Raw genomic sequence first — 26,962 nt, 5'->3', positions numbered from 1 at the left:
CGGTGAGGTGATCCACATGAACAGACATGCGCACGAGGCCGCGGCCCCGCCCGCGAGCCCGCCGACAGCGGCGGCCACCGACGCAGACACCGACGCGGACCGCCTCCGCGACCTGGGATACCGCCAGGAGCTGCGCCGCAGCCTCGGCATCCTGGGCAACATCTCCATGGGCTTCGCCGTCGTCTCGCCGGTCGTCGCCCTCTACGCCGTCTCGATGGTGGGGACCACGGTCGCGGGCCCGCTCTGGGTCTGGGCGCTGCCCCTGGTCCTGGCCGGCCAGTGCCTGGTGGTCAACGTCTACGCGGAGCTGACCTCCCAGTGGCCCCTGGCCGGCGGCCCGTACCAGTGGGGCCGCAGGCTGCTCGGCCCGGCCTTCGGCTGGCTCGGCGGCTGGGTGTGGCAGTTCGCCGTCATGTTCGGCAACACCACCGTCGCCTACCTCGCCGCGCCCTGGGTCTACGCCCTGGTCGGCGCCGCCCCGACACCCGGCGGCCTGGTGGCCGTCGCCGTCGCCATCCTGTGCGTGTGCATGCTGGTGAACGCGTACGGCATCACGATCCTGCGCTGGTTCGTCTCCCTCGGCATCGCCGCCGAGGCGGTCGCCTCGGTCGGTGTGGGCCTGGCCCTGCTGCTCTTCTTCCGCGAGCACGGCTTCCCGCTGTTCACCGAGACCCTCGGCGCCGAAGCCCTCTCAGGCGGCTCCACCGTCCTCGGCTTCCTCGCCGCCGTGGCCGTCGCCGGCTGGGCCTTCATCGGCTTCGACGCCTGCGTCTCCACCGCCGAGGAGACCAAGGACGCCGGCCGCCAGGTGCCGCGCGCCATGTGGTGGGCCCTGCTCAGCGTGGGCGCCGTCGTCATCCTCAACGCGATGGCCGTCGCCCTCGCCCACCCCCACCCCGAGGCCGTCGTGGCCGGCGAGGACGTCGACCCGGTGACCACCGCCGTGGTCCACGCCTTCGGAGGCTGGTCCGACAAGCCCTTCGTCGTGGTCGTGCTCGTCGGCTTCCTCGCCTGCGCCATGGCCTCCCAGGGCGGTGCCGCCCGCGGCCTGTTCTCCCTCGCCCGCGACGGGGTCTTCCCCTTCTCCCGGCAGGTCCGCAAGGTCAACCGCCGCCAGGCCCCCATCGGCGGGCTGGTCGCCTCCACGCTCATCAGCGGCGGCGCCCTCGCCCTCGGCCTCAACGCCACCGCCATCGGCAGCCTCATCGCCTTCGGCACCGCGGCCACGTACCTGCCGTTCTTCCTCGTCTCGCTCGCCGCGCTCGTCGCCCGCCTGCGCGGGACCTGGGTGCCCTCGGGTGCCGTCCGGCTCGGCCGCAGGGGCACCTTCCTCAACGTCCTCGCCGTCGCGTGGACCGCCTTCGAGGTGGTCAACGTCTGCTGGCCGCGGGCCATCCTCGCACCGCCGGGCGCCCCCTGGTACCAGGTGTGGGCCGCCCTCCTGGGCACCGCGGCCGTGCTCGGCTCGGGCCTGGTGTACCTGCTCGTACGCCGCCCCCACGACCGGCTCCGCGGCGACGGCCCCGACGCGCCGCCGGCCGGAGTGCCCGCCCCTGCGGCGGCCCGTCCGGCGGAAGCGCCCTGACGGCGGACCCCCGCGGCCACCCCCCACGCTGCAGTTCACCCGTCCGACCGGCTCCGCCCGAGCACCGAGCACCGAGCACCGAGCACCGAGCACCGAGCACGGTGCAACCGGGCAGCGACCGGCGAGCACCGCCACACGCCACGGAGGAATGCACCATGTCCCAGTCCAGCACGCCCCGCCCGCCCTCCCGCACCTCGCGCCGCACCTTCTGCACCACCGCCCTGACCGCCGCCGCCGGACTCTTCCTCACCACCGGAACCCCCGGCCGGGCGGCGGCCGCAACGGCCACCGCCACCGGAGCCCTGACCGTCCCCGCCGAGTGGGCACCGCACTCCGGGTGCGTGATGGCCTGGGCCTGGGACCGCAACGTCGGCTGGGGCGGACTGCTCAAGGCCGTACAGGCGGAGGTCGCCGCCATAGCCAAGGCCATCGCCCGCTTCGAGCCCGTCCTGATGGTCGCCGAGCCCGGCACCGCCGACGACGCCCGCCGGCAGTGCGGCAGCGACGTGACGGTCATCGAATACCCCGTCAACGACTGCTGGGCCCGTGACACCGGTCCCGTCTTCGCCCTCGACGGCGACCGCACCGGCCTCACCGGGCTCGACTTCCGCTTCAACGGCTGGGGCAACAAGTACCCCTACGACAAGGACGACCTGCTGCCCGTCGGCGTCTGCGACCACCTGGGCGTGCCGCGCCGGGACGTGGACCTCGTCCTCGAAGGCGGATCGGTGATCACCGACGGGGCGGGCACCCTCATCACCACCGAGGAGTGTCTGCTCAACCCCAACCGCAACCCCGGGCTGAGCCGCGCCCAGATCGAGTCCGCGCTGCTCGCCGCGTACGGAGCGAGCAAGGTCGTCTGGCTCCCGTACGGCCTGAACAACGACGTCATCACCAACGGCCACGTCGACCTCGTCGCCGCCTACCTCGGCCCGGCGCAGGTCCTCCTGCACACCCAGCCCGACCCCGCGCACCCCAACCACGCCCGGATGGCCGCCAACAAGGCGGTGCTCCAGTCGGCGACGGACGCCTGCGGCCGGCCCTTCCGGATCGCCGAGCTCGAGCAGCAGCCGCAGTTCCGCGTCAACGGGGCCCTGGTGGAGACCTTCAGCTACACCAACTACTACCTGACGCGCGGCAGCGTGGTCGTGCCGACGGCCGCAGTGGCCGACGACGCCCTCGCGCTGGCCCGTCTCGCCGCCCTCTTCCCGGGACGGGAGATCGTCGGCGTTCCGGCCCGCACCCTGGCCTGGGGCGGCGGCGGAGTCCACTGCATCACCCAGCACGTCCCGGCCACGGCCTGACCGGCCGACCGCGGTGGCGGGGCCCTCAATCGGGCCCCCCACCGGCGGTCACCTGCACCGTCGCCGGCCGTCCGACGGCGCCCGCGGGCCGGGCGAGCAGACGCCGGAGCCATCGGGTGCGGGCCTCGCGGGCGTCCTGGCTGAGGGACGCCGTGGGGGCGAGGGTGTCGAAGCCGTGGAAGGCCCCCGGCCACACGTGCAGTTCGGCCTCGCCCCCGGCCTGCCAGATGGCGTTGGCGTAGGCCACGTCCTCGTCCCGGAAGGTCTCCGCCGACCCGACCTCGACATAGGCCGGCGGCAGCCCGGACAGATCCTTCGCCCGGGCGGGGGCCGCATAGGGCGGCAGGTCCGCAGCGCCGTACCGGTCGCCCAGCAGCGCCTGCCAGGCCGTCGCGTTGGAGGTCCGGTCCCAGGTGTCGACGCCGGCCATCTGGCGGCCGGAGAACGTGTCGTTGCGGTCGTCGAGCATCGGGCACAGGAGCAGTTGCCCGATCGGCGCGGGCCCGCCGCGGTCGCGCGTCAGCAGGGCGAGCGCTGCGGCGAGCCCGCCGCCGGCGCTCTTCCCGCCGACGACGATCCGGTCGGCGTCGATGCCCAGTTCGGCCGCGTGCCCGGCGGTCCACACGAGCCCGGCCCAGCAGTCCTCCAAGGGGCCGGGGTACTGCGCGCGGGGCGCCAACCGGTACTCGACCGAGACGACGGCCAGCTCCAGCGGGAGGGCCCAGGTGCGCAGCAGCTGCGGCATCACCGACCACGCATTGCCCGTGATCATCCCGCCGCCGTGCATGTAGTACAGCAGCGGAAGGGGCCGGGCGTGCCCGGCGGGCCGCGCACTGACGAGCGTGACCTCCGGGCCGCCCGGCGGTCCCGGCACGCGCAGCTCCTCCACCTCGAAGCGGCCGTCGGCCGCGAGCTCCCGCACCGTCGGCCTCGGCCGGACCGCGGCGTCCCGCTCCTGCCGGGCCGCGAGGTTCCCCGGGGTGAGCGGCTCCCGCGCCGGGCCTCCCAAGGCGGCCAGGGCCGCCGCCAGTTCGGGGTCGAGAGGGGGCGCACCACCGCGCACGGCATCCATGGGAGCAGTCAATCACCACTCGTCCGAGGAGGCAGCCCCTCCTCGCACCCGCCCGGTCGGCTGCTTGGCTCCCCGTGCGGAGCGAGAGGAGCGAGGACCACCACCTCCGTGAGCACCGACACCGCCGCATTCGTGCGGGGCGGCGCCGGCGCGGACGCCATCGTCCACGTCCCCGATCTGCCGCTCCCGTTCGCCGACAACCACCTGACCGGCCCGGCATCGTCACCCGCGCGGGCCGGAGCGGCGACTTCGTCGACCACGAGGGGGACCTCGTCCGCGCGCTCCACCGAGACCGGGGCATCCCCCTGGCCGAGGTCCCGTTCCCCGGCGGCACCAGGCGCCGCGCCGAGGCCATCAGCCGCCCCGAACTCCTGGCCCGGGCCGCCCTCCTGGACGGCACCACCCCGGAGGACGGGGGGGCTGGCGGTGCGGTGAGGGCGCCGATCCTCAGGCACCCGCCCCGCAGGACGAGGTCCAGCGACGCCCGCCCCGCCGGGCGGGGTCGTGCTCGGGACGGCCGTGACCGTCGCCGGGCGCGGGTGGCCGCGGCGCGGGATGCGGCGGCCACCCCTGCGTTCACGGCGCCGGATCGCCGGCCGGCAGGCTCCGTACGGCAGGGGAGGGCCGTCCGGACCGGCTGCCGGCGGCCAGGCGGTCCTCCGCCAGCAGCATCGCCACCACCACGGCGACCAGCGAAAGGAGTTGGGCCAGCCCGGACACCGCGTGCCCGACCGCCACGGTGGCCAGGCAGAGCGGCACCGCGGCCGCCCGCCAGCCGAGCGGGGTCAGCCGCAGGACGGCGCCGAAGGCCACCTCCCCGGCGAGGAACAGCGCGACCCCGCCGGCCAGGGCCAGGGCGGGGGCGGTGGCCAGGGGGTCTGCGAGGTGTCCGAGCACCTTCTTCACCCCGGCCGCCAGGCAGGCGATGCCCAGGAGCATCGGCAGGAACGCGTAGTAGAAGGCGTTCATCGCCAGCGCGAAGCGGTCCGGCGGGGCGGTGTCGCGGAAGGCGCGCTCGGCCCGGTGCTCGTCCCGTACGAAGTACGACCACCACAGGGCGGCCGCCAGGGCCAGGGACAGGAACGTGCCGCCCACCACCCCGGCCGACAGCGGCAGGTCGCCGACGCCGATGCCGATGGCGATGACGGACTCGCCGAACGCGATGATGAGCAGCAGCCCGTGGCGTTCGACGAAGTGCCCGGGGTCGAGCCCGCCGAGCTGGCTGCGCAGTTGGGCGGCGGTGCGGCCGTCGCGGCGCCCCGGGCCGTACTGGGCGAGGCGCGGCGTCACGAACTGCAGCAGCAGTGCGAGCGCCCACAGCCCGTCGGCCTCGAACGACTCGGCCGGCCCCGCCGCCGTGACCGCCAGGGCGGCGAGGGAGTTGGGTATCGCGTACCAGATGACGTCGCGGCCGTGGCTGCGGGTGTACAGGGCGCTGTGGACCAGGACCACCAGCAGGTAGCTGAGCCCGAACGCGATGCCGGCGCCGGTGTCGGTGAAGGCGTCCGGGATCGCCAGGGCGCACAGCAGGAACCCGCCCATGCCGAGCAGGAGCAGCAGCCTGCGCGAGGGCCGGTCCGGAGGCACCTGGTTGGTGAGGTAGGCGTAGGCGCCGTACATCCAGAACAGCACGGTGAAGACCAGCGCGACGTGGCCGGCCGTGGCGAAGGACAGGTCATGGGCGAGCATCACGGTCAGCTGGGTGACCGTGAAGACGAAGACGAGGTCGAAGAAGAGTTCGAGAGTGGTGACGCGGCGCTCGGCGTCGGGTTGGGGCTGCGACATTCGGCCACTCCACCAACTCCACGGCGGGTCTGTCCAGCGGGAACGCCCCGTACGGCGGCGGGACTTGACTGATCCCGGCTCCGGAACTGCGGGCTCCGTGGCACGGCGTTGGATCCTGCGGGCATGGCGATCACGACTGAGAGTGCATCCGTACGTCCGGTCCGCAGGGTCTTCGACGGCCGGACCGACCCCGACAGCCCGGTGCTGGTGCGCGCGGAGGGAGGGGATCCGAGCGGCGACGCACTGGCGGACGGCGCGTTCGACACCCTCGGCGCCGCGTGGGAGTTCTTCCGCACCGTCTACGGCCGCAACGCGATCGACGGCAGGGGCGGGGCGGTGGAGGCCGTCCTGCGCACCGCAGACCCGGAGCCGGGTGCCGCGCGGTGGCAGGGGTCCCGCATCCTCCTGGGCGAGGGGGCGCCGGCCGTGGACGCGGTCGCCGCGCAGTTCACCGCCGGCATCATCCAGCACACCGCCGAGCTGGAGTCCTACGGCCAGCCCGGAGCGCTCGCCGTCTCGATGGGGCAGGTCTTCGGCCTCCTGGCCAAGCAGTACGGCCTGAAGCAGACGGTGCGGGAAGCGGACTGGGGTGCCCTCGCGGACCCCCTCCGCTTCGGGCAGCGCGCCCACATGGACGCGTACGACGAGACCTCCGGCGCGGACGGCGGCGTCCACGCCAACGCGGGCATCGCGAACCACGCGTTCTACCTGGTCGCCACCGAGCTGGGCGGCCACGCCTGGGAGCGGGCCGGCCGCATCTGGTACAAGGCGCTGATGGGGTACGCCTCCAGGACCACGAACCTCTCGGCCTTCCGCTTCGCGACGCTCGGCGCCGCCCGCGACCTGGACGAGCCGGCGGACGCGGTGGCCAAGGCCTGGAGCACGGTCGGCATCGACCGCTGACGGCGCAGCGCATCCCTCCCGGGGGCCCAAGCCCCGGGAGGGCGCTCACCGCAGGCCCGCCAGCCAGGACCCGATCGCGCCGTAGTCCCCGTCCGTCAGCCCGCGCCGCGGATCGACCCGGTGCAGCAGCGCATCCGCCGGATGATGGGACCCGACCCAGGCGCGGTCGGCGTCGGTGACCTCGTCGTCGACCCAGACGAAGGGCCGCCCGGCCGCCCGTTCCACGAGGGTGCGGGTCTTCCAGTGCAGGCCGGCCCGCTGGTCCTGCTCGTCGAGGGCGGACGGCTCCGGCCAGGCCACCACGGGCAGCGGCGGCAGTCCGAGGCGCGGGGCGACACAGGCGTTCGCGTCCGCCATCCAGGTGGTCGCCCAGACCACCTCGCACCCCAGCGCCGCCAGCCGCGGCCCGTGCCCGGGATCGATCCTGGCCAGCAGCGGATTCGCCCGGGCGTCGGGCTCTGCCACTCCCGTCGGGTGCACCCGGTACTCCTCCGGGGCCGCGCCGAAGGGGATGAGAGGTCCGTCCACGTCGAGAAAGAGCAGCGGAGGCCGCCCGGCACCGGTCACACCGGCACGATAGCGGCACGTGGGGGAGACGCGGCAAGGGGTGCGCGGTCCGGGCCGGGCGCGGGCGGCCGGGGCGCGGCGCACGGTGGGCGGCGGGCCGTGCCCGCGCCCGATTCCCTGGCCGGACTTACGATGTCGCTAGTGGACTCGGGGCAGTCGACGGCCGGCCGCTGGCCGGCGGAAGGCGGGTACCCATGGCTGAGCGGCTCAAGAGATCCGGGCTGATCGGCGAGCTGTCGGCAGAATTCGCCGGAACCATGATCCTCATCCTCTTCGGCTGCGGCGTGGTGGCCCAAGTGGTCGCCGGCGGTGCCCTCACCAATCCGCCGGGCGGCCTAGGAAACCACGACAGCATCGCCTGGGCCTGGGGTCTGGGCGTCACCCTCGGCGTGTACGTCGCCGCCAGGCTGAGCGGTGCCCACCTGAACCCCGCGGTCACGGTCGCGCTGGCGGCGTTCAAGGGGTTCCCGTGGAGCCGTGTGGCCCCGTACGCACTGGCCCAGGTGGCCGGGGCGTTCGTGGCCGCCCTCATCGTGCGGTGGAACTACACGGAGGCACTGGCGAAGGCCGACCCCACCCACACCATCAAGACGCAGGGCGTCTTCTCGACGCTGCCGGCCAACGGCAACCCGAACCTGCCGGTCACCGAATGGGGCGCGCTGCGCGACCAGGTCATCGGCACCGCGATCCTGCTCCTGCTGATCTTCGCGGTGACGGACCTGCTCAACACACCCCCCGGCGCCAACCTCGGCCCGTTCATCGTCGGCCTCATCGTGGTGGCGATCGGCATGGCCTGGGGCACCGACGCGGGTTACGCCATCAACCCGGCCCGCGACTTCGGCCCCCGCCTGGCCAGCTTCCTCACCGGGTACGGCGGGGCCTGGCGCGACCAGTACGGGAACTTCTACTTCTGGGTGCCGATCGTCGGTCCGTTCATCGGCGGTCTGCTGGGAGCGGCTCTGTACAAGTTCTTCATCGGCCGGTTCCTGCCGACCGCCGAGCCGGAGCCGCCCGGGCGGGTGCCGGCACCGGACGAGAGCTGAGCCGATCCGCAGGACGGGTTCGAGGGGCCGGAACGGCCCGGGAGCCCAGTGGCGCAAGAGAGGCGGCAACCCATGGCTGACTTCGTCGGCGCAGTGGACCAGGGGACCACCAGTACCCGTTTCATGATCTTCGACCATGCGGGCAGCGAGGTGGCCAGACACCAGCTGGAGCACTCCCAGATCCTGCCCCGCTCGGGATGGGTCGAGCACGACCCGGTCGAGATCTGGGAACGCACCAACTCCGTGATCCAGACCGCCCTGCGGCACGGAAACCTTTCCGCGACCGACCTGGCGGCCATCGGCATCACCAACCAGCGGGAGACGACCGTCGTCTGGGACCCGCGCACCGGCCGCCCGTACTACAACGCCATCGTCTGGCAGGACACCCGTACCGACTCCATCGCGGCAGCGCTGGAGCGCTCGGGCCAGGGTGACGTGATCCGCCGCAAGGCGGGGCTGCCGCCGGCGACCTACTTCTCCGGCGGCAAGATCCAGTGGATCCTGGAGAACGTCGACGGAGTCCGCGAGGCCGCCGAGCAGGGCCACGCGCTCTTCGGCAACACCGACTGCTGGGTGCTGTGGAACCTCACCGGCGGCCCCGACGGCGGCATCCACGCCACCGACGTCACCAACGCCAGCCGCACCATGCTCATGGACCTGGAGACCCTCGACTGGGACGACGAGCTCCTCGGCTTCTTCGGCGTGCCGCGGGCGATGCTGCCCACCATCAACGCCTCCTCCCACCCCGAGGCGTACGGACAGGCCCGCACGTCCCGGCCGCTGCGGGCCGCCATCCCCATCACCGGGGTGCTCGGCGACCAGCAGGCGGCCACCGTCGGCCAGGTCTGCTACGCCCCCGGCGAGGCCAAGAACACCTACGGCACCGGCAACTTCCTGGTGCTCAACACCGGCACCGAACTGGTCCGCTCGCAGCACGGCCTGCTCACGACCGTGGCGTACCAGTTCGCGGGCCAGCCGGCGGTCTACGCCCTGGAGGGCTCCATCGCCGTCACCGGCTCGGCGGTCCAGTGGCTGCGCGACCAGCTGAAGATCATCACGGATGCCGCCGAGACCGAACGGCTCGCCGCAACGGTCGAGGACAGCGGCGGCATCTACTTCGTGCCCGCCTTCTCCGGCCTGTTCGCCCCCTACTGGCGCTCCGACGCCCGCGGTGCGATCGTCGGCCTCGCCCGCTACCACGACAACGGCCACCTGGCGCGGGCCACCCTGGAAGCCATCTGCTACCAGAGCCGCGACGTGGTGGAGGCCATGGAGCAGGACTCCGGCGTCCACCTCGACGTGCTGAAGGTGGACGGCGGCGTGACGGCCAACGACCTGTGCATGCAGATCCAGGCCGACGTCCTCGGCGTACCGGTCAGCCGGCCGGTCGTCGCCGAGACGACCGCGCTCGGCGCCGCCTACGCCGCCGGACTGGCGACGGGCTTCTGGCAGGACACGGACGAGCTGCGCACCCACTGGCAGGAGTCCAAGCGCTGGGAGCCCCGCTGGTCCGAGGAGCAGCGGGCGGAGGGGTACGCGGGCTGGAAGAAGGCCGTGGAGCGCACCCTCGACTGGGCCAAGGTCGAGTAACCGCCCCCGCCGCTGCGTGCGGGGGCGCGAGCACCCGCCGCACGCACCCCCGCCGGACGGACGACCGCCGGCCGGCCCACGGGCCGGCCGGCGGTTTCACTGACGAGCGCCAACTCGTTGACAGGAGGCATGCCCGCGCGCCTTGCCCCGACGCGCCGCCCGCATACGGGGACCCCGGGCGGGTAGACGTTGCGCGTCCAGGGAGGACGCCATGACCAGCACACTGCCCCACAGATCCGTCACGGCCGGCCCCGCGCGCCGGGGCGCACCGCCCTCCGGGCCGTTCGTGGAGAGCGGCCCGCCGGAGGGCGCCCGGGAGCGGGTGAACCGGCGCTGGGCCGAGATCCTCCAGGAGACCCGCGTGGCGCAGACCGGCGGGCAGATCCTCTTCGGGCTGCTGCTGAGCATCGCGTTCAGCTCCCAGTTCCACACCGTGACCGGATTCGACCGGGTCCTGTACGTGGTGACCCTCGTGCTCGGGGCGTCCTCGACCGCCGCGCTGATCGCCCCCGTCGCGATCCACCGCTGCCTGTGCGGCCTGCGGCTGAAACACGAAGTGGTGGAGGCCGCCGGGCGCATGATGGCCTGCGGCATCGTGCTGCTCGCCCTGACCATCGGCAGCACCCTCCTGCTCATCCTGGACGTGGTCATGCCGCGCCTGCTCGCGCCCGTCGTCGTCGCCACGGTCATGCTGTGGTTCTGCCTGTGCTGGTACGTCCTCCCCGTCAGACTGCGGCGCAGGGCGGCGGCCCGCGCGCAGTCACCGCACGGCGTCTGACAGGGAGGAGGGAGCCGGGCATGCAGCAGCAGGAGCAGGAGCAGGAGCAGGAGCAGGACCTCGACCTCGGTGCCTTCACCACCGCGCTGGACGGTGCGATGTACGTGGTCACGGCCGCCGCGGAAGGCCGGCGGGCCGGCTGCCTGGTCGGCTTCGCCTCGCAGTGCTCGATCGACCCGCCCCGCTTCGCCGTGTGGCTGTCCACCTCGAACCGCACCCACAGAGTGGCGCGCCGCGCCCGCTACCTGACCGTGCACCTGCTGCGCCGCGACCAGCACGCGCTGGCGGAGCTCTTCGGAGGCCGGACCGGCGACACCGTGGACAAGTTCGCCCGGGTCGGCTGGCGGGCCGGCCGTGAGGGCTGCCCCGTGCTGTCGGACGTGGCCGACTGGTTCACCGGCCGGATCGAGGCGATCGTCGAGGGCGGCGACCACGAGGCCTTCCTGCTGGCCCCGGTCGAGCAGTCCACGGCCGCACCGGACACGGACCGGTCCGCGCCGCCGCTGCGCTTCGGCGACGTGCGCACCATCGAGGCCGGCCATCCCGCCTGACGGACAGTCACCCGCCGGGACGTTTCAGCTGCGGGGCAGCGGTCAGACGCAACGCGGTTGATGCAGTCGATGCCGGGCACACCCCGGCGACCTCCCGAGGAAAGGACGGTTCGTGATGAGTGACGTCAGGCGGCTTCCCGGCGCGGCGCTGCACCACTGGCAGTGGCAGCAGAGGGCAGCCTGCCGGTCGTGGGGTTCCGGCCCCTTCTTCCACCCGTACGGCGAGCGCGGCGAGGAACGCGAGGACCGCGACGCGGCGGCCAAGCGGATCTGCGCGCGCTGCCCGGTGCGCCGGGCCTGCCTGGAACACGCACTGCGCACCCGCGAGCCGTACGGGGTGTGGGGCGGCCACACCGAGGAGGAGCGCCGCGCCCTGCTCGGCCCCGCGGCGCAGCACTCCGGCACCGGCGCGGTGTGACGGCGGGCGGGAGCGCACGCGGCAACCCGCCCGCACCGGCGCGAACGCCCGGCCCGCGGCCCGGCCCGCGGGCCCGTGTGGAAGGCCGCTGCGGGGGCACGCGCACAGCAGAGCATCCGACGCAGAGGAGGCGGCCATGCTCCGTTCCCGTCCCCGCTCCGGCCCCCGTCCCGTGGACGTGGCACGCGCACAGGGCCTGTTCAACCTGGTGGGCGGCCTGTGGCCGCTGCTCTCGCTGCGCACCTTCGAGCAGGTCTACGGCCCCAAGGCCGACGGCTGGCTGCAGAAGACGAGCGGCGGCCTGCTGGCCTCGGCGGGCCTCAGCATGCTGCTCGCCGACCCCGGCCCGGAGGGCGTGCGCCACGCCCGCCGCACCGGCATCGGCACGGCGCTGACGTTCCTGGCCGTCGACCTGGTCTACGTGCCGCGCCGGCGGATCCCCGCCACATACCTGATGGACGCCGCGAAGGAGGCGGCCTGGCTGGCGGCGTGGTGGAAGGCGTCGCCCGCCTGCCGGAAGCGGAGGGCGGGCGGCCGCCGGACATGACCGCTCCGGGTTCCGCCGCCCGGCCCGACCCCCTCGGACCGGAGGCGGTGGAGGACCTGGCCCGGTGGGTGGCCATGGCCACGGTGTCCTCGGACCCGGAGCGGGCGGCCGAGGTGAGGCGGTCCGCGCACTGGCTCACCGCCGCCATGCGCCGGCTGGGGGTGCCCCGTGCCGAGGTGTGGGAGACGCAGGGCCTGCCCGCGGTCTACGGCTGCTGGCCCGCCGCCGACCCCGCGGCGCCCGTCCTGCTCGTCTACAGCCACCACGACGTCCACGCCGCCGACCCCCGCGAATGGCGGGTGACCCCGCCGTTCCAACCGGTGCGGCGTGGCGGCCGGCTGTACGGGCGGGGCGCCTCCGACGCGAAGGGGCAGGTCATGTGCCACCTGTGGGCCCTGCGCGCTCACCTGGCGGCCGGTGCGGGGTCAGGCCGGGCCGCTCCCGCCGTCACGGTGAAGTACCTGATCGAAGGCGAGGAGGAGATCGGCTCCGTGCACCTCGCGGACCTGCTGGCGGAGCACCCCGGCGAGCTCGGCGCCGACGTGGTCATGGTCTCCGACACCATGCTCTGGGCCCTGGACCGGCCGGCCGTCTGCACCACGGTCCGCGGCTCGGTCACCGCCACCCTCACGGTCCGGGGCGCCGACCGGGGCATCCACAGCGGGGCCGTCTCCGGGGCCGCCTCCAACGCGGCCACCGAACTGGCCCGGGTGCTGGGCGGCCTCCACGACGACAGCGGCCGGATCACCCTGCCCGGTTTCTACGACGCGGTGGCCGACCCCGCCCCGGCCCTGCGGGAATCCCTGGCGGACTTCCCCTTCGACACGGCGGCCTGGCTGGAGCAGACCGGGACCTTCGCGGCGCAGGGCGAGGCCGGGTTCACCGTGCCGGAACGCCTGTGGACCCGGCCCGCCGCCGAGGTGGCCCGCCTCACCGCAGGCCGCACCGACATGCCCTCCCTCGGCCTCGTCCCGCCGGAGGCAGGCGCGGACCTGCTGCTCCGGCTCGTGCCCGACCAACGCGCCGACCGGGTCGCCGAACAGCTGCGCGCCTGGTTGGACGCCCGGCGCCGGCCCGGATACCGCTACCTCCTGGACGTCTCCCCGACCATCTCCGACCCGTACCGGACGCCCTCGGACCATCCGGCGCTCGCAGCCCTCACGCGCGCCGTCGGACACGCCTACGGGGCGCCGGCCCGGCCCATCGGCAACGGCGGGGCCGCCCCCGCGGCCCAGCTGGCCCGCGCCTGTGACGCCCCGGTGCTGTTCTTCGGCACGGGCCTGCCCGGCGACCGCTGGCACGGCCCCGACGAGGGCGTCGACCTCGCGGCGCTGCGGCTCGGGATCCGTGCCCTGACCCGCTTCCTGGGGGAGCTCGCCCGTTCCTCCGGGAACTCCCCGGCCCCACCCGGGCCCTGAGCCGCAACCCGAGCCGCTGCTCTGCCACCTGCCCCCTGCCCCCCCTGCCGCCTCCAGGCCCGGCGTGCTCAGGCTCAGGTGCGGGCGACGACGCGCAGCGTCCCCAGCGACGGGTCGGCCGCGCCCGAGATGAGCACGCCGTGCTCGACGCCGCTGCGCAGGTAGTCCAGCACCTCGGCGGTGATGACCTCCCCGGGCGCGATCACCGGCACCCCCGGCGGGTACGGACTGACCGACTCGGCCGAGATCCGCCCGCAGGCCTGCTCCGCCGGGACGTGCTCGGCCTCGGCGAAGAACGCGTCGCGCGGCCGCATCGCCTGCTCCAGCTCCAGCGCCGCCGGCTCCGGCAGGTGCACCGGCGGCCGGGTCTCGATGGAATCCGCGCCCTCGACCAGCGCCCGCAGGGCGGCCAGCAGGGTCTCCTCGGTGCGGTCGTCGTCGGCGTGCGTGATGGAGGCGCTGATCCGGCAGGTGTCCGAGCCGCCGACGTCGACGTGCCGCCGGGCGCGCAGCCATTCGCAGGCCTGCATCCCGCTCACTCCCAGCTCCCGCACGTCGATCACGATCTTGAGCGGGTCGAGGTCGGCCGCGAGGCCGTCCCGGACGACCTCGCGGTCCATGACCCGCAGCCCGGGCATCTGCGCGATCTCCTTGCGGATCCGGTGCGCCCGGTGGATCGCGACCTCCATCAGCTCCCGCCCGTGCTCGGCCATCTGGCGGCGCCATCCGTCCAGCGTGGCGTAGACGAGGGGCGAGGCGCTGGTGGTGCCGAGCAGGTCCTCGCGCTGCTTGAGGACCTCCGGGGAGATCCGGTCGTACTGGAGGTGGAAGACGGAGCTCTGCTCGATCGCACCGCCCATCTTGTGGACGCTGGTCACGACGAGGTCCGCCTCGTGGTCCATGCCCCAGGGCGGCAGGTCCGGGTGGAAGGGCAGGTGGGCGCCCCACGCCTCGTCGACGATGAGGGGCACGCCGAACTCGTGGCAGACCCGGGCGACGCCCTGGATGTCGGCACACGTGCCCCAGTCGGTGGGCGTGATGAGCAGCATGCCCTTGGCGTCCGGGTGCTCCTGGAGGCGGCGCCGCACGTCCTCGGGCTCGGGCGGGTGCGCCAGATGGCGCTCCCCGTCGAACTTCGGGTGGACCCAGATCGGCTCGACCCCGTTGACGACGACGGCCGAGATCACGGACTTGTGCGCGTTGCGGGACAGCAGGAGCTTCTCGCCGGGGCCGGCAGCGGCCAGCATGGCCGTCTTGACGGACAGGGAGCTGCCGCAGGTGGAGAAGAAGGCGTGTTCGGCGCCGACGGCATCGGCCATCAGCTCCTCGGCCTGCTTCAGTACCCCTTGGGACTCGGAGCGGTCGTCGAGGCCGTTGAGCAGGAGGACGTCCGAGCGGAACACGTCGCGACCGACGACCTCCACCACCCGGGGGTCGGCGCCGCGGCCCTGTTTGTGGCCGGGCGGCCCGTACACCACGTCGTTGCGGCGCCTGAACTCCTGCAGCGCTTCGAGTACCGGGGCACGTGATTGGTCCATGGCTTCTCCACTGGCCGGTGGGCGGCGTCGGGCCGGGGAGCCGCCCGCAGGGGCGGGACTCCGGTGTTTCCTGCTTCTTGCCTGCGGCGGCCGCCGGAAACGTGCCCGCGGGCGGGGGGCTCGCGGGCGTGCGTCAGCCGTGCCGGTCCAGCGGGCCCCAGCGCCCGGCCTGCCGGGTGATCTCGGCGTCCGCCTCGGCCACGACCTGCGGGTCGATCCAGCCGATGGGCTCCACCTCGTGCACCAGCGGCTCGTTGTCGGGCCCGCGGCCGGCCTCCCTGCCGCGCAGCAGCCACGGGCGGACCCGGCCGTCCTTCACGCGCGGCAGGTGCGAGTAGTCGTGCAGCCGGCGGGCCGCCCAGGTCCGCAGGGGCCGGTCGCCCCACCAGGGCTCGGCGTCCAGCGGATTGGCGGACAGCCCCGGCATCTGCGCCCCGGTCAGGTCGTCGCGGCTGGAGGGGGCGGGCAGGTCCACGTGCGGGCCGATCGACCAGCGCACGTACAGGCCGCGGCCGGAGGCCAGCAGCCCCACGAGTTCGTCGAGCGAGCCGATCGTGGGCAGGTCACCGCTCCCGTCGCGGCCCCGGCTCCGCTCGGGGTTACCGTTCCGGTTCCCGTGCCGGCTCCGGTTCCGGTCCTGCTCGACATGGTTCATGACCGGCGGCTACCCCGTCCCGGCCGACGGATGCCTGCCGGTGCCGGATGCCGGCCGGCGACGGCGGAGCCGGGGCACGGCCCGGGAGGCGCGCAGGGCGGTCCGGGCGGCGTTGGCGCCCGGGGCGCCGTGCACGCCGCCTCCGGGGTGGGCGGTCGCCGAGGCGAGGTAGAGGCCGCGTACGGGCGTGGTGGGGCGCCCGGTGCCCGGCACCGGGCGGAAGACCAGCTGCTGGTGCAGGTTGGTGGTGCCCTGGTTGACCGCGCCGCCGACCAGCGCGGTGTTGAGCAGCTCGAGGTCGGGCGGGGCGAGGACCCGCCGCGCTGCGATCGCCGTGCGGAACCCCGGCGCGTAGCGTTCGACCTGGGCCTCCACCCGGTCGGCGATGGCCTCCTTCTCCCGCTCGTCCCACCGGCCGGTGATGCCGTCCTCGCCGGCGTCGCCGGCGATCTCCTGCGGGACGTGGGTGTACGCCCAGGCGGACTCGGTCCCCGAGGGCGAGCGGCTCGCATCCGCCGTGGTCATCTGCCCCAGTACGGCGAAGGGCGTCCGCGGGACCTGCCGCATGGCGATCTGGGCCGAGAAGAGGGTGAGTTCGTCCACGCTGTCGGCCAGGTGCACGGTCCCGGCCGTGTACGGGCCCTGCGACGCCCAGGGGATGGGCCGGGACAGCGCCCAGTCGACCTTCACCGTGGCGAAGTCCCACTGGAAGCGGTCGAGGTCCGCCCGCAGCCGCGCGGGCAGCTCGTCCTGCGGCAGGAGCCGCCGGTACAGCAGCGGCGCCGGCACATCGGCCAGCACGGCCCGCCGTACCGGCACCCGGGTGCCGTCCTCGGTGCGCACGGCGGAGGCCCGCCCGCCGCTGACCTCCACCCCGGTGACGGCCTGCCCGCACCGCAGGACGCCCCCGCGTGCCGCGAGCCGCCGTACGAGCGCGTCGGTCAGCGCCTGCGCACCCCCCTGGGGCACGGGGAAGCCGTACGCCTGGCCCAGCATGCACATCAGCCAGCCGAAGCCGCCCCCCAGGGCCGATTCCGGGCCGAGGTCGGCGTGGAGGGCGTTGCCCGCGAGCAGCAGGCGCCCGCCCTCGCCGCCGAAGTGCTCCTCGCCCAGCCGCCGGGCGGGCAGCACCATGGTGCGCGCCACGCGCAGCCCTTCCGCGTAGCCGAGGCGGGCCGCGAGCCGCAGCCCCGCGCGGGCCGGCGGGAAGGGGGTGAACAGGCAGTCCAGCAGGTCGTCGCCGATCCGCTGCCACAGTGCGTACAACGCCTCCCAGGCCGCCCCGTCGCCGGGCGCGAAGGCGTCCAGCGAGGCCGCCGTGGCCCCTGCGTCCGCGGCGAGGACGGCGCAGCGCCCGTCCGTCAGGGGATGGGCCACCGCGGCGGGCGCCCGGCTCCAGCGCAGCCCGTGGCCCTCCAGGTGCAGCTGCCGGATCACCGGGGACGCCGCCGCGAGCGGGTAGAAGGCGCTGAACACGTCGTGCACGTAGGCCGGGTCCACGCCCCGGTCGCTGCGGACCGCGCCGCCCGGCCGGGGCTGCGCCTCCAGGACGAGGACCTGCCACCCGGCGTCGGCCAGGAGATTGGCCGCCACCAGCCCGTTGGGGCCGGCGCCGATGACCACCGCGTCAGGACCGGCCACCGTCGCCGTCCTCGCACTCGCGCGCCAGGCGGGCCAGCATGCCGCGGTGGCGCACCTGCGCGACGGCGTCGATGGCCGCGTGGTGGAAGCTGAGCCCCCGGCCGCGCAGCGGATGTTCGTCGAGGACGACCAGGGTCTCCGCCCCCCAGGGCAGGACCTCGATGGCGATCCGCGCACTCGCGTGGCCGCCCGCCATCGCCTCCAGCTCGATCCGCTCCGGCGGCCGGTGGATCCGTACGACGGTCCGGCCGTCGTAGGTGAAGGGGCCGAGCTTGAGCCGGTAGCGCAGCACGGCGCCCTCCTGCGGCCAGCGGTCGTCCTCCTGCTGCGCGTCATGCGTGCCGACCACCCACGAGGCGTACCGGTTGCCGTCCGCGAGGACCTCCCACACCCGCTCGGGCGGGCACCGTACCAGTCGGTGCTGCACTGCCATGGCTGCCTCCCGTACGGCTGCGGGGTCCGCCTCTCGGGCCCGGTCGCGACCCGGCGCCTACCCCCGGATCCGGGGTGCAAGCCCGTGCGGTGCACCGGCGGCGCGCAGGGCCCGGCCGCCCGTCCGGCGGCGCAGGGCGCTGCGCGCCGCGAGCAGCACCGCCGCGGCCGCGGCGGTCCGGCGGGCCGCGGTGCGCGGGCCGCCGTGGCGCCCTCCGCGGACGGCTGCACTCGGGCCGCAGGGCGCGTCGAGGGCGGCCGGGGGCGCCGGCGGGGGAGGACCGCCGCCGAGGTAGGAGTGCTCCGTGTGCCAGGCGGCGGCCCGCCGGACGACGCCCGGGGCCAGCGCGCACGCGGCGGCCAGGGTGCGGGCGTACGGCCCCACCAGCACCCGGCGGCGCGGCCTGCGGGCCGTGCGCACGATCCTGCGCGCGATCCGCTCGGGCGTGGCCACGGGCGGCAGCGAGCGCAGGCTGCGCCCCGTGTGGTTCGCCGCGTGCTGGAAGAAGGGCGTGTCCACGCCGGTGGGCAGGACGGTGCAGACGGCGATCCGCCGGTCCCCGAGGAGGATGAGTTCCTGGCGCAGCACCTCGTCGAAGGTCGCGAGCGCGGCTTTGGACATGGAGTAGGCGCCCATGTACGCGGCCTCCAGACGGGCGCCGAGCACGGAGGCGACGTCGATGAGGACGCCCCCGCCCTGCCGGCGCATGACGGGTACCGCGGCGCGGGCCGCGTGCACCGAGCCGAGGACGTTGACCTCCAGCAGCCGCTGCAGATCCCGCGGCGGCGTCTGGTCGAACCGCCCGAGGATCCCCGCCCCCGCCGCACTCACCCAGACGTCGATCCGGCCGAAGCGCGCGGTGGCGGCTGCTGCCAGAGCCGTCACGGCCGCCTCGTCGCTCACGTCCGTGGGCACCGCGAGTGCTTCTCCGCCGCGCTCGCGGCACTGGGCGGCGACGCGCTCCAGTTCGGCCGCGCTGCGGGCGGCGAGGACGACGCGCGCGCCGCGCCCCGCGCAGGCGAGCGCGGTGGCCCGCCCGATCCCGCTGGAGGCGCCGGTGACGACCACGACGGCGCCGCGCATCCGTACCCCGGGCCCGGCTGCCCCGGCCATCGCCACCACCTCCCTGACGCACTGGACCCCGGGCGTCTGCCCCGGCGGACCGAGGTCACACGGAGGCACGGCGCGGCAGCGGGCTCGGCCCGATCGGTCCGGTCGGCGCGCTCGGTCCGGTCACGGCCTGCGGTCACCGTCGCGGCGCCGCTGGTCGGCGGCCTGCCGGACCCGGTCGGTGTGCCGGGACAGGGCGTCGATCCGGTCGGCGAGCTCGGGATGGCGGGGGCGCAGGTGCGGCTCGGCGGCGGCCAGCGGGCCGAGCAGGGCGGCCGCGTCGTCGCCGGCGAGGGCGTCGCGCACCTCGCCGACCGATGCGCTGGCGCGGCTGTCGAGCCCGGTGAGGGCGCTGACCTGGCCGGCGAGCTGCCGCAGGTCGCCGGCGTTGTCACGGGCCCAGGTGTTCACGCTGCGCTGGGCCGCGCGGTGGTCGCGGGTGGCCTGGACGCGCTGCTCGCCCGTGCTGCCCGCGGCTCCGGGCCGCAGCCGCAGGTAGCGGCGCTCGGCCGCCTGCCGGCTGGCGACGCCGAGGGGCCCTGCCAGCTCCGCCCAGCTGGCCCCGGCCGCGCGGGCCGTCTCGATGAGCCCGGTTTCCCAGGCCGCGAGGCCCTCGCGCACCTCCCGGAGCAGCAGCAGGGCCGCCAGGGCCGCCCGGGCGTCGTCGGGGCGGTCCGCCCCCTGGTCCTGGGCGTTCTGCATGGCCCGGTCGATCGCGTCGAGGGCGGCTGCGGCGGCCAGGAAGGACGCCGGCGAGCCGGGCGGTCCGGCCGGTGCGGGGTGCTGCGGCTGGCGGTCGGTCACGGTCACCTCCGGGTCGGGTCGCGGGCCGGCGGGCTCACCGGATCGGGGGGATCACCCTATCCCGGCGGGCTACGTGTCATCCATAGGGTGACACCGGTGCTTGTCATCGTTTCGATGACATGTTACAACGGGAGTACCTGAAGCGCACTGGCATCCCAGCCAAGACGATGGAGGTGTTCTCCCATGCTGATGCGCACCGATCCCTTCCGTGAGATCGACCGCCTCACCCAGCAGCTGCTCGGCCCGGGCACCTGGTCCAAGCCCTCCGCCATGCCGATGGACGCGTACCGGGACGGCGACGTCTACGTGATCGCCTTCGACGTGCCGGGCGTGTCCAAGGAAGCGATCGACATCGACGTCGAGCGGAACATGCTGACGGTCAAGGCCGAGCGCCGGCCCGTCGCGAAGTCGGACCAGGCCCAGATGGAGCTGTCCGAGAGGCCCCTGGGCGTCTTCTCGCGGCAGATCATGCTGGCCGACACCCTGGACACCGAGAACATCGACGCCGACTACGACGCAGGTGTCCTGACCCTGCGCATCCCGATCGCGGAGCGCGCGAAGCCGCGGAAGATCGCGATCGGGGACGGCGCCCGCAAGCAGCTCAGCAGCTGATCCGAGGCAGTCCCGGCGCCGGCGCCGGCGCAGCGCCCGCCCACCACGCACCACCGTCCCGCACCGCGGGCGGTGGTGCGTGCCGTAGGGGCCTGCGGGCGTCCGGCCCCGGCCTGCCCCCGTCCCGTTTCCTGTCCCGCCCCCACGAGACGAAAGGCCGCTCTTCATGTACGACCAGCCCGCCGTCCGCCGGCAGGCACCCGTCCCCGCCTACGACCGGATGCTGGAGAGCATCCGCTACGAAGGCGCCTACCCCACCCTCGAACGGGCCGACGAGACGGTCCGCCGGGTCATGGCCGCGCTCGGCCGCGAGCTGACCGGCGACGTAAGGGCCGACCTCGCCGCCCGCCTCCCGCTGGAAGCGGCCCTGGCCTTCACCGGGGCCGTCCCCGACCCGGACCGCCGCACCGGCTGGGGCTTCGTCAAGGACCTCGCCGCCCGCAACGGGATCAGTCCGGCCGTCGCCCGCTGGGACACCGGTGCCGTGCTGTCCGTCGTCGCCCGCCTGGCCGGTCCCGACCTGCTCTCCCGCGTCCTGCGCGCCCTGCCCGAGGGTTACGCCCTGCTGTTCGGGCAGGCCGAGCTGACCCGCCGCCAGGAGGCGCAGGAGGCGTGAGGCGGGGCGCCCGCCATGCGTCGCGGGCGCCCCGAACCGCCGCGGGCCGCCGCGGGGCCACCACCACCGGTACGTACGGCCCCTCACGGCCCTGCGCAGCCGCCTGCGGCGGTGCGGGGCCGTCCGGTCCGGTGGTGCGGCGGTGCGGGGCCGTCAGGTCCGGTCGCGGGTCTCGTCCACGATCGGCAGGGCGGCGGCGCGCCGCCGCCGCATGACGCTCGCGTACACGCCCAGTCCGAGCAGCCCGGCGCCCATCATGATCAGCCCGACCACGTCGAGGTTCACGCCGTCCATCTGCCAGTCGCTCGCGAAGGTGAGGATGGCCCCCACCACGATCAGGGTGATGCAACCGCCTATGCCACCCATGCCAGTTGCCTCCTCGTCAGAGGATCCGTCGGTTGGTTGCAGGCGCGGCTACCCGCCCCGCCCCGGCCGAAACAGGTCCGAGGTGGGCGCACCCGACGGCTACACCGTTGCGCCCTGCGCCTCGTCGCCGAAGGCCTCGTCGCCGAAGGCCTCGTCCACCGCGTCGGCGGCATGCCCCGAGGGGACGGTGTTCAGCGGGCCGGCGAGGTAGGCCAGCAGTCCGGCGATCTCGTGGTCGGCCTCCGCCGGATGGCGGAAGCGCGCGCCGGGGGCGATCACGTAGCGGTTGCGCCGGCCGTCCCGGGTCCGGGTGAGGTAGCCGTCCGCCTCCAGGTCCGTGACGATCGCCTGCACGGTGCGCTCGGTGAGACCGCAGACTGCCGCGATGTCGCGCAGTCGGACACCCGGATCGCGCGCGATGGCGATCAAGACCCGGGCGTGGTTCGTCAGGAAGGTCCAGCGGTTCCTGCGGGAACCCGTGTGCTCGTTCTCCACGACGCCATTCTTGAGCCATGACTCAAGAAAAGCCAATCCTGAACTTCTTTTCCGGTATTGCTTGACGTGTGTCCCGGATCGCGGCAGGGTCTGTAGGGCCGGACGGACGCCTTCCGTACGGCGACCATTGGCCCCACGCACCGCAAGCCCCCGTGCCCAAGGAGCGCAGACGATGATTTCCACGGCCGAAGCCGAGGCCCGGACCACGACGACGACCCCCACCGGTCCCCGGAGCGGCGGCGTCACGGACGCCCCCGAACTCCGCGGGCTGCCGGACGTGCCCTGCCCGTCCGAACTGCCCACCGGCGAAGCCCGAGAGCTGACCCGCGTGTTCTTCGAACGGCTGCGCAGCCTCGAAGAGGGAACCCCGGAGTACCGGTACGTGCGCAGCACGCTGATCGAGATGAACATCTCCCTGGTGCACTTCGCCGCCCGCCCGTTCCGCGACCGCCCCGGCGGTCCCGAGAACGAGGACATCGTCCAGGTCGGGATCATCGGCCTGATCAAGGCCATCGACCGCTACGACCCCGAGCGCAACACCCAGTTCACCACGCTCGCCCTGCCGTACATCACGGGTGAGATCAAGCGCCACTTCCGCGACACCAGTTGGGCCGTCCGGGTCCCGCGCCGGTTCCAGGAGCTGCGCTCGCAGCTGGCCAAGGCCACGGAGGAGCTGACCTCCGTACTGGGCCACGCCCCCACCCCGCGGGAACTCGCCGGGTACCTGGACCTCCCCGAGGAGGAGGTCCGCCAGGGCCTCGTCGCCGCCAACGGGTACTCCGCGCAATCCCTCGACGCACCCCGTGACTCCGCGGGCGGCGCCCTGCCGCCCGCGCCCGGCCGGGACCCGCGCACCATCGCCGACACCCTGGGCGAAGCCGACCCGGCCCTGGAAGCGGTCGAGAACCGGCACGCCCTGGCGCCCCTCCTCGCCGATCTGGACGAACGCTGCACCCGCATCCTGGAGTTGCGTTTCGGCCAGGAGCTGACCCAGGCGGAGATCGGCGCCGAGATCGGCCTGTCCCAGATGCACGTCTCGCGCCTGCTCTCCCGCACCCTGAGCAACCTGCGCGAGCAGCTGCACGGCTGACCGGGGCGTCTGGACGGGCAAATGGCGAAAGAAACGCTCCGCCAGGCGTCGTCCGGCGCCGCCGCGGGAAGGCGCCCGGACATGCCGGAAATGATCAGCAGCCTCGCCCTCCGGGTCGTCCGCCGCCGCCGCGAGCCGGTCGCCGTCCAAGCCCTGCGCTCCACCGCGGCGGCCGTCATCAGCTACGTGGTCGCGCTCCGGCTCAGCAGCGAGCCGAGCCCGCTGACCGCCCCGCTGACGGCGCTGCTCGTCGTCCAGGTCACCCTCTACTCCACGCTCACCACCAGCATCCGCAGGGTGAACTCCGTGGTCGTCGGCGTCCTCATCGCCATCGGCTTCAGCGCGCTGGTGGGCCTCACCTGGTGGAGCCTCGGCCTGCTGATCCTGGCCTCCCTGGCCGTGGGCCACCTGGTGCGCGTGGACGAGTTCGTCCCCGAGGTCGCGATCAGCGCCATGCTGGTCCTCGGCGTCACCCAGGTGGCGAACACCGCATGGGACCGGGTCCTCGAAACGGTCATCGGCGCCGTGATCGGCCTGCTGGTCAACCTCCTCGTGGCCCCGCCCCTGTGGGTCGGCCCGGCCGGAGCCGCCATCACCGACCTCGCACGGCGGATGAGCGGCCTGCTCCACCACCTCGGGGAGGAGCCCCTCGGCCCGGCCAAGGTCGAGCAGGCAGCGGCCCGCCTCCACGAGGCGCGGCGGCTCGACAACGACATCGCCCAGGTCGACGCCGCCCTCCGGCAGGCCGAGGACAGCCTCCGGCTCAACCCGCGGGTCAAGGAGGGACTGCTCTTCCGGCTGGTGCTCCGCACCGGCCTGGACACCCTGGAGATCTGCGCGGTGGTGCTCCGCGTGGCCTGCCGGACCGTGACCGACCTGGCCAAGGCCCGCCCCGACCGCCCGCTCTTCGACGCCCCGACCGCGGCGGCGCTGCGCGAGGTGCTGCGCCACACCGCCGTGGCCGTGGAGAGCTTCGCCCAGCTGATCACCGCGCAGGTCACCGCCAACGCGGAGGAGGCGGAGGCCCGGCTGACCGCCGAGCTGGACGTGGCGCGCAGCCACCGCGACCGGCTCGCGGAGCTGCTGCTGGCCTCCGCCCGCGTCGAACCCGAGCAGTGGCAGTTCCACGGCGCGCTGCTCACCGACATCGACCGGGTGCTCGACGAACTGGGCGTCGACAAGCGCTCCCAGCGCCTGCTGGAGGAACTCGACCACCACACCCGCACCCGCCGCCCGGCCCGGCTGCGCGAGCGCCTCACCGGACGGGACGGCCCCGAGCGGTCGCGCTAGCGGTCCGACCGGACGGGCTTACCGCCCCGCGGCCGCCCCGCACGGCGCCTCGCCGCGCTGGTACGGCGGGGCCGGGCGGGACGGCGGCGGGGCGGGGTGGCGGCGAGGACGTGGTCCGCCTCAGGGGGACAGGGCCGGAACCCGTTCCCCGGCGGGCACGGGACCCGGGGCGGTACCTTCCCCGAAGGGGCGCCCGCCCAGGGCGGCGCGGCCGTGCGGGGCAAGCCAGCCCGAGAGCTCGGGCCCGGCCGGCACGATGCCGGTGGGATTGATGTCCTCGTGCACGAGGTGGTAGTGGCGCTTGATGTGGTCGAAGTCGACGGTGTCGCCGAAGCCGGGCGTCTGGAACAGGTCCCGCGCATACGCCCAGAGCACCGGCATCTCGGCCAGCTTGTGGCGGTTGCACTTGAAGTGCCCGTGGTACACGGCGTCGAAGCGGACCAGCGTGGTGAAGAGCCGCACGTCCGCCTCGGTGATCGTGTCGCCGACGAGGTACCGGGCGTGCGCGAGCCGGGCGGAGAGCCGGTCGAGCCGGGCGAACAGCCGCTCGTACGCGGCGGTGTAGGCCTCCTGCGAGCCGGCGAACCCGGCCCGGTAGACGCCGTTGTTGACGTCCCGGTAGACCACGTCGTTCACCGCGTCGATCTCCGGCCGCAGCCGGGCCGGGTACAGATCGGGCGCACCGGCCCGGTGGTGGGCGCTCCACTCCTGCGACATGTCCAGCGTGATCTGCACGAAGTCGTTGGTCACCACCTTGCCGGTCGGGACGTCCACGATCGCCGGCACCGTGATGCCCCGGTCGTATCCGGGGTCCCGCGCGAGGTACGCCTCCTGCAGCCGCTCGATGCCGAGTACGGGGTCCCGCCCGCCGGGATCGAGGTCGAAGGTCCAGCTGCGCTCGTCGTGCACGGGCCCGGCGATGGCCATCGGCAGCGCCTCCTCCAGCCCGAGGAGGCGCCGGACGACCACCGCCCGGCTCGCCCACGGGCAGGCCCGGCTGACCACCAGCCGGTACCGCCCGGGCTCGACCGGGAAGCCGTCCCTCCCGTCGGCGGTGATCCGCGTGCGGATGTACCGGCTGTCCCGGGAGTACTCCTTGCCGCGCGTGACGTAGCTCACCTGCGGCGCCTACCCCGAAACCGCTCCCGCGAACGCGTCGCCCGCCCGCCCGCGCGGTGTCAGAGGGTCGAGACCTTGACGATCTCGGCCAGCGGAGCGCCCTCAGGCGGGCTCAGCAGGGCCGTGACCTGCACCGGGTCGCCCTTGCCGAACGGCAGGCTGTCCTCCGGCCACCCCGCGGGCGCGTTCACCTTGACGGTATGCGGCTTCTTGTCGCAGGTCAGCTGGGGGAAGTTGACCTGGGCTCCGCCGCGGGGGCTGCGGACGTTCGAATCCCGCTTGTCGGCGAGCCGCCAGACCACGCCCAGATGCGGCTCCCAGCCCTTGGACTGCGGAGGCTCACAGGAGTACGTGACGTCGACCGTGATGGCCCACTTGGGGGCGTACGCGACGGCGCCGATGGAGACGGTGTTGTCCCCGAAGCGGGTCGATCCGTCCTTGGCGTGGGCCGGAGCGGCGGCGGCCGCCCCCGCGACGAGCGTGCCGACGAGGGCGGCGGTGAGGCGTCGGCGCATGCGCACAGACAACATAGGGGCTGTCCCTTTCCGAGGGGTGGGTGGAGGAAAATGCCTGCACATGCTCACCCCCGGCCCTCTCGCCGCACTCTCGCTCCGCCCTCGCCGACCTAGCCGAGGTCCCAGGGACGGAGCTTCTCCGGGTTGCGGACCGCCCAGATGTGCGTGATGCGGCCGTCGGCGAGGTCGAGCGCCGCCACGGTGACGGTGGCGCCGGCCCGCTGGGCGACCAGGCCCGGCCGGCCGTTCACCGTCCTCTCCAGGAGCGTCAGCCCCGGGGACCGGCCGGCGATGTGGACGAGGTACCGGGCGATGCGCTCGCTGCCCTCGACCGGGCGCAGGACGGCGCCGACCAGCCCGCCGCCGTCGGCCACCATGCGGGCACCGGGGTCGAGCAGGGCGACCAGGGCCCCGATGTCCTTGGCCTCCCACGCCTCCTTGAACTGCCGCACCACGAGCAGGGCCTGCCCGGTCGGCGGGGTAGCGGCCGGGCCCTGCACGGCGCGTACCCGGCGGCGGGCCGAGGCCGCCAGCTGCCGGCAGGCCGCCGGAGTGCGGCCGACGATCGCCGCGACCTCGGCGAACGGGTAGCGGAAGACGTCGTGCAGGACGAACGCCACCCGCTCGGCCGGTGTCATCGACTCCAGCACCACGAGGAAGGCCATGCCCACCGACTCGTCCAAGGTGATCCGGTCGGCGGGATCGGCCGGCTCGCGGCTGCCGCCGCCCGCCGTCCCGCCGATCCACTGCGCACGGTCCGGCAGCGGCTCGGGTATCCACTCGCCGACGTAGCGCTCGCGCCGGACCCGGGCGGAGCCGAGCAGGTCGAGGCAGACCCGGCCGGCCACGGTCGTCAGCCAGGCGCCGGGCGATGCGACGGCCTCCTGCTGCTCCCGCGGCATCGCGTACCAGCGGGCGTAGGTCTCCTGCACGGCGTCCTCCGCCTCGGCCAGCGAACCGAGCAGCCGGTACGCGAGGTTGGTCAGCCGGCTCCGCTCGCCGGTGACCGCGCCGGGGTCCGGCTCGGACCGCTCCTGCACCGCATCGGACGGGGTGTTCATGCGCGCGCCGCTCCCTTCGTCGTTCTTCCGGCCCGATCGTCGCAGGGTGATCGTCG

General features: G+C 74.4%; 28 protein-coding genes. 14 read left to right on the top strand and 14 right to left on the bottom strand.

What is annotated here, in order from left to right:
- The first annotated feature begins 16 nt into the window (after positions 1 to 16).
- Together AB0953_RS13515 and AB0953_RS13510 are read left to right on the top strand one after the other, a co-directional pair.
- A complete protein-coding gene (locus tag AB0953_RS13515; RefSeq protein WP_366859604.1) occupies positions 17 to 1,585 on the top strand; it encodes an APC family permease in 1,569 nt (522 codons plus the stop codon).
- 155 nt (positions 1,586 to 1,740) lie between these two features.
- Entirely contained in the window at positions 1,741 to 2,889 is a 1,149-nt protein-coding gene (locus AB0953_RS13510) for an agmatine deiminase family protein (protein ID WP_366859603.1), read from the top strand.
- Between the two features lie 25 nt (positions 2,890 to 2,914).
- Here the strand turns inward: AB0953_RS13510 and AB0953_RS13505 are convergent, their stop codons facing one another.
- Positions 2,915 to 3,961, bottom strand: coding sequence for an alpha/beta hydrolase fold domain-containing protein (locus tag AB0953_RS13505; RefSeq protein ID WP_366859602.1), 1,047 nt, complete (start codon positions 3,959 to 3,961; stop codon positions 2,915 to 2,917).
- Positions 3,962 to 4,537: 576 nt separating this feature from the next.
- On the bottom strand, positions 4,538 to 5,746 hold the full coding sequence (locus AB0953_RS13500) for a low temperature requirement protein A (protein WP_366859601.1): 1,209 nt from the start codon (positions 5,744 to 5,746) through the stop codon (positions 4,538 to 4,540).
- A 123-nt stretch (positions 5,747 to 5,869) separates the two neighbouring features.
- Between AB0953_RS13500 and AB0953_RS13495 the strand changes: the two genes are divergently transcribed.
- On the top strand, positions 5,870 to 6,649 hold the full coding sequence (locus AB0953_RS13495; protein WP_366859600.1) for a M4 family metallopeptidase: 780 nt from the start codon (positions 5,870 to 5,872) through the stop codon (positions 6,647 to 6,649).
- Positions 6,650 to 6,694: 45 nt separating this feature from the next.
- Here AB0953_RS13495 and AB0953_RS13490 read toward each other — a convergent pair whose 3' ends face one another.
- Positions 6,695 to 7,216, bottom strand: coding sequence for an HAD domain-containing protein (locus tag AB0953_RS13490; RefSeq protein ID WP_366859599.1), 522 nt, complete (start codon positions 7,214 to 7,216; stop codon positions 6,695 to 6,697).
- Positions 7,217 to 7,410: 194 nt separating this feature from the next.
- Between AB0953_RS13490 and AB0953_RS13485 the strand changes: the two genes are divergently transcribed.
- The 7 genes from AB0953_RS13485 to AB0953_RS13455 all read left to right on the top strand — a co-directional run bounded on the left by AB0953_RS13485 (position 7,411) and on the right by AB0953_RS13455 (position 13,561).
- The gene (locus AB0953_RS13485; protein ID WP_366859598.1) at positions 7,411 to 8,259 is read left to right on the top strand and encodes an MIP/aquaporin family protein; all 849 of its coding nucleotides are present in this window, start codon (positions 7,411 to 7,413) and stop codon (positions 8,257 to 8,259) included.
- Positions 8,260 to 8,331: 72 nt separating this feature from the next.
- Positions 8,332 to 9,849, top strand: coding sequence for a glycerol kinase GlpK (gene glpK / locus AB0953_RS13480; protein ID WP_366859597.1), 1,518 nt, complete (start codon positions 8,332 to 8,334; stop codon positions 9,847 to 9,849).
- 211 nt (positions 9,850 to 10,060) lie between these two features.
- Positions 10,061 to 10,627 carry a DUF6328 family protein gene (locus AB0953_RS13475; protein WP_366859596.1) on the top strand — a complete coding sequence of 189 codons (567 nt, stop codon included), beginning with the start codon at positions 10,061 to 10,063 and terminating at the stop codon, positions 10,625 to 10,627.
- A 20-nt stretch (positions 10,628 to 10,647) separates the two neighbouring features.
- Positions 10,648 to 11,178 carry a flavin reductase family protein gene (locus AB0953_RS13470; RefSeq protein WP_366859595.1) on the top strand — a complete coding sequence of 177 codons (531 nt, stop codon included), beginning with the start codon at positions 10,648 to 10,650 and terminating at the stop codon, positions 11,176 to 11,178.
- 115 nt (positions 11,179 to 11,293) lie between these two features.
- Positions 11,294 to 11,596, top strand: coding sequence for a WhiB family transcriptional regulator (locus tag AB0953_RS13465; protein WP_366859594.1), 303 nt, complete (start codon positions 11,294 to 11,296; stop codon positions 11,594 to 11,596).
- Between the two features lie 136 nt (positions 11,597 to 11,732).
- Positions 11,733 to 12,143: a hypothetical protein gene (locus AB0953_RS13460; RefSeq protein WP_366859593.1), complete on the top strand. Its 411-nt coding sequence runs from the start codon at positions 11,733 to 11,735 to the stop codon at positions 12,141 to 12,143.
- Complete coding sequence (locus AB0953_RS13455; protein WP_366859592.1) at positions 12,140 to 13,561, top strand: M20/M25/M40 family metallo-hydrolase; 1,422 nt, start codon at positions 12,140 to 12,142, stop codon at positions 13,559 to 13,561. Before AB0953_RS13460 ends, AB0953_RS13455 begins: the two co-directional genes overlap by 4 nt.
- Positions 13,562 to 13,635: 74 nt before the next feature.
- Here AB0953_RS13455 and AB0953_RS13450 read toward each other — a convergent pair whose 3' ends face one another.
- The 6 genes from AB0953_RS13450 to AB0953_RS13425 form a co-directional block, all read right to left on the bottom strand.
- The gene (locus AB0953_RS13450) at positions 13,636 to 15,099 is read right to left on the bottom strand and encodes an ornithine decarboxylase (protein ID WP_366859591.1); all 1,464 of its coding nucleotides are present in this window, start codon (positions 15,097 to 15,099) and stop codon (positions 13,636 to 13,638) included.
- A gap of 133 nt (positions 15,100 to 15,232) precedes the next feature.
- The gene (locus AB0953_RS13445; RefSeq protein WP_366859590.1) at positions 15,233 to 15,754 is read right to left on the bottom strand and encodes a DUF6098 family protein; all 522 of its coding nucleotides are present in this window, start codon (positions 15,752 to 15,754) and stop codon (positions 15,233 to 15,235) included.
- A 9-nt stretch (positions 15,755 to 15,763) separates the two neighbouring features.
- Positions 15,764 to 17,395, bottom strand: coding sequence for an NAD(P)/FAD-dependent oxidoreductase (locus AB0953_RS13440; protein ID WP_366859589.1), 1,632 nt, complete (start codon positions 17,393 to 17,395; stop codon positions 15,764 to 15,766).
- The gene (locus AB0953_RS13435; protein WP_366859588.1) at positions 17,382 to 17,828 is read right to left on the bottom strand and encodes an SRPBCC family protein; all 447 of its coding nucleotides are present in this window, start codon (positions 17,826 to 17,828) and stop codon (positions 17,382 to 17,384) included. Before AB0953_RS13435 ends, AB0953_RS13440 begins: the two co-directional genes overlap by 14 nt.
- Before the next feature lie 57 nt (positions 17,829 to 17,885).
- Entirely contained in the window at positions 17,886 to 18,941 is a 1,056-nt protein-coding gene (locus AB0953_RS13430) for an SDR family NAD(P)-dependent oxidoreductase (RefSeq protein WP_366859587.1), read from the bottom strand.
- 120 nt (positions 18,942 to 19,061) lie between these two features.
- A complete protein-coding gene (locus AB0953_RS13425) occupies positions 19,062 to 19,742 on the bottom strand; it encodes a hypothetical protein (protein WP_366859586.1) in 681 nt (226 codons plus the stop codon).
- A gap of 183 nt (positions 19,743 to 19,925) precedes the next feature.
- On the opposite strand from AB0953_RS13425, the gene AB0953_RS13420 reads away from it, so the two are divergent.
- Positions 19,926 to 20,354 carry an Hsp20/alpha crystallin family protein gene (locus AB0953_RS13420; RefSeq protein WP_366859585.1) on the top strand — a complete coding sequence of 143 codons (429 nt, stop codon included), beginning with the start codon at positions 19,926 to 19,928 and terminating at the stop codon, positions 20,352 to 20,354.
- Positions 20,355 to 20,520: 166 nt separating this feature from the next.
- On the top strand, positions 20,521 to 20,970 hold the full coding sequence (locus AB0953_RS13415; protein ID WP_366859584.1) for a DUF2267 domain-containing protein: 450 nt from the start codon (positions 20,521 to 20,523) through the stop codon (positions 20,968 to 20,970).
- Positions 20,971 to 21,123: 153 nt separating this feature from the next.
- Here the strand turns inward: AB0953_RS13415 and AB0953_RS13410 are convergent, their stop codons facing one another.
- Entirely contained in the window at positions 21,124 to 21,336 is a 213-nt protein-coding gene (locus AB0953_RS13410) for a hypothetical protein (RefSeq protein WP_366859583.1), read from the bottom strand.
- A gap of 99 nt (positions 21,337 to 21,435) precedes the next feature.
- A complete protein-coding gene (locus tag AB0953_RS13405; protein ID WP_366859582.1) occupies positions 21,436 to 21,831 on the bottom strand; it encodes a helix-turn-helix domain-containing protein in 396 nt (131 codons plus the stop codon).
- Positions 21,832 to 22,003: 172 nt separating this feature from the next.
- Here AB0953_RS13405 and AB0953_RS13400 point away from each other — a divergent pair, with 172 nt between their 5' ends.
- Together AB0953_RS13400 and AB0953_RS13395 are read left to right on the top strand one after the other, a co-directional pair.
- Positions 22,004 to 22,921: a SigB/SigF/SigG family RNA polymerase sigma factor gene (locus AB0953_RS13400; RefSeq protein WP_366859581.1), complete on the top strand. Its 918-nt coding sequence runs from the start codon at positions 22,004 to 22,006 to the stop codon at positions 22,919 to 22,921.
- An 81-nt stretch (positions 22,922 to 23,002) separates the two neighbouring features.
- Positions 23,003 to 24,211: an aromatic acid exporter family protein gene (locus AB0953_RS13395; protein ID WP_366859580.1), complete on the top strand. Its 1,209-nt coding sequence runs from the start codon at positions 23,003 to 23,005 to the stop codon at positions 24,209 to 24,211.
- A gap of 120 nt (positions 24,212 to 24,331) precedes the next feature.
- On the opposite strand, the gene AB0953_RS13390 is transcribed toward AB0953_RS13395, so the two are convergent.
- From AB0953_RS13390 to sigJ, 3 genes are all read right to left on the bottom strand, one after another.
- Positions 24,332 to 25,330 (bottom strand): glutathione S-transferase C-terminal domain-containing protein, encoded by a 999-nt coding sequence (locus tag AB0953_RS13390; RefSeq protein ID WP_366859579.1) that lies wholly within the window; start codon positions 25,328 to 25,330, stop codon positions 24,332 to 24,334.
- 59 nt (positions 25,331 to 25,389) lie between these two features.
- A complete protein-coding gene (locus AB0953_RS13385) occupies positions 25,390 to 25,845 on the bottom strand; it encodes a hypothetical protein (RefSeq protein ID WP_366859578.1) in 456 nt (151 codons plus the stop codon).
- Positions 25,846 to 25,955: 110 nt separating this feature from the next.
- Positions 25,956 to 26,906, bottom strand: a complete 951-nt coding sequence (gene sigJ / locus AB0953_RS13380) for an RNA polymerase sigma factor SigJ (protein WP_366859577.1) — start codon at positions 26,904 to 26,906, stop codon at positions 25,956 to 25,958.
- Positions 26,907 to 26,962 lie beyond the last annotated feature (56 nt).

The sequence above is a fragment of the Streptomyces sp. NPDC046866 genome, from assembly GCF_040704625.1.
In the GTDB taxonomy this organism is placed as follows: domain Bacteria; phylum Actinomycetota; class Actinomycetes; order Streptomycetales; family Streptomycetaceae; genus Streptomyces.
This window is presented reverse-complemented; position numbering and strand designations above follow the sequence as displayed.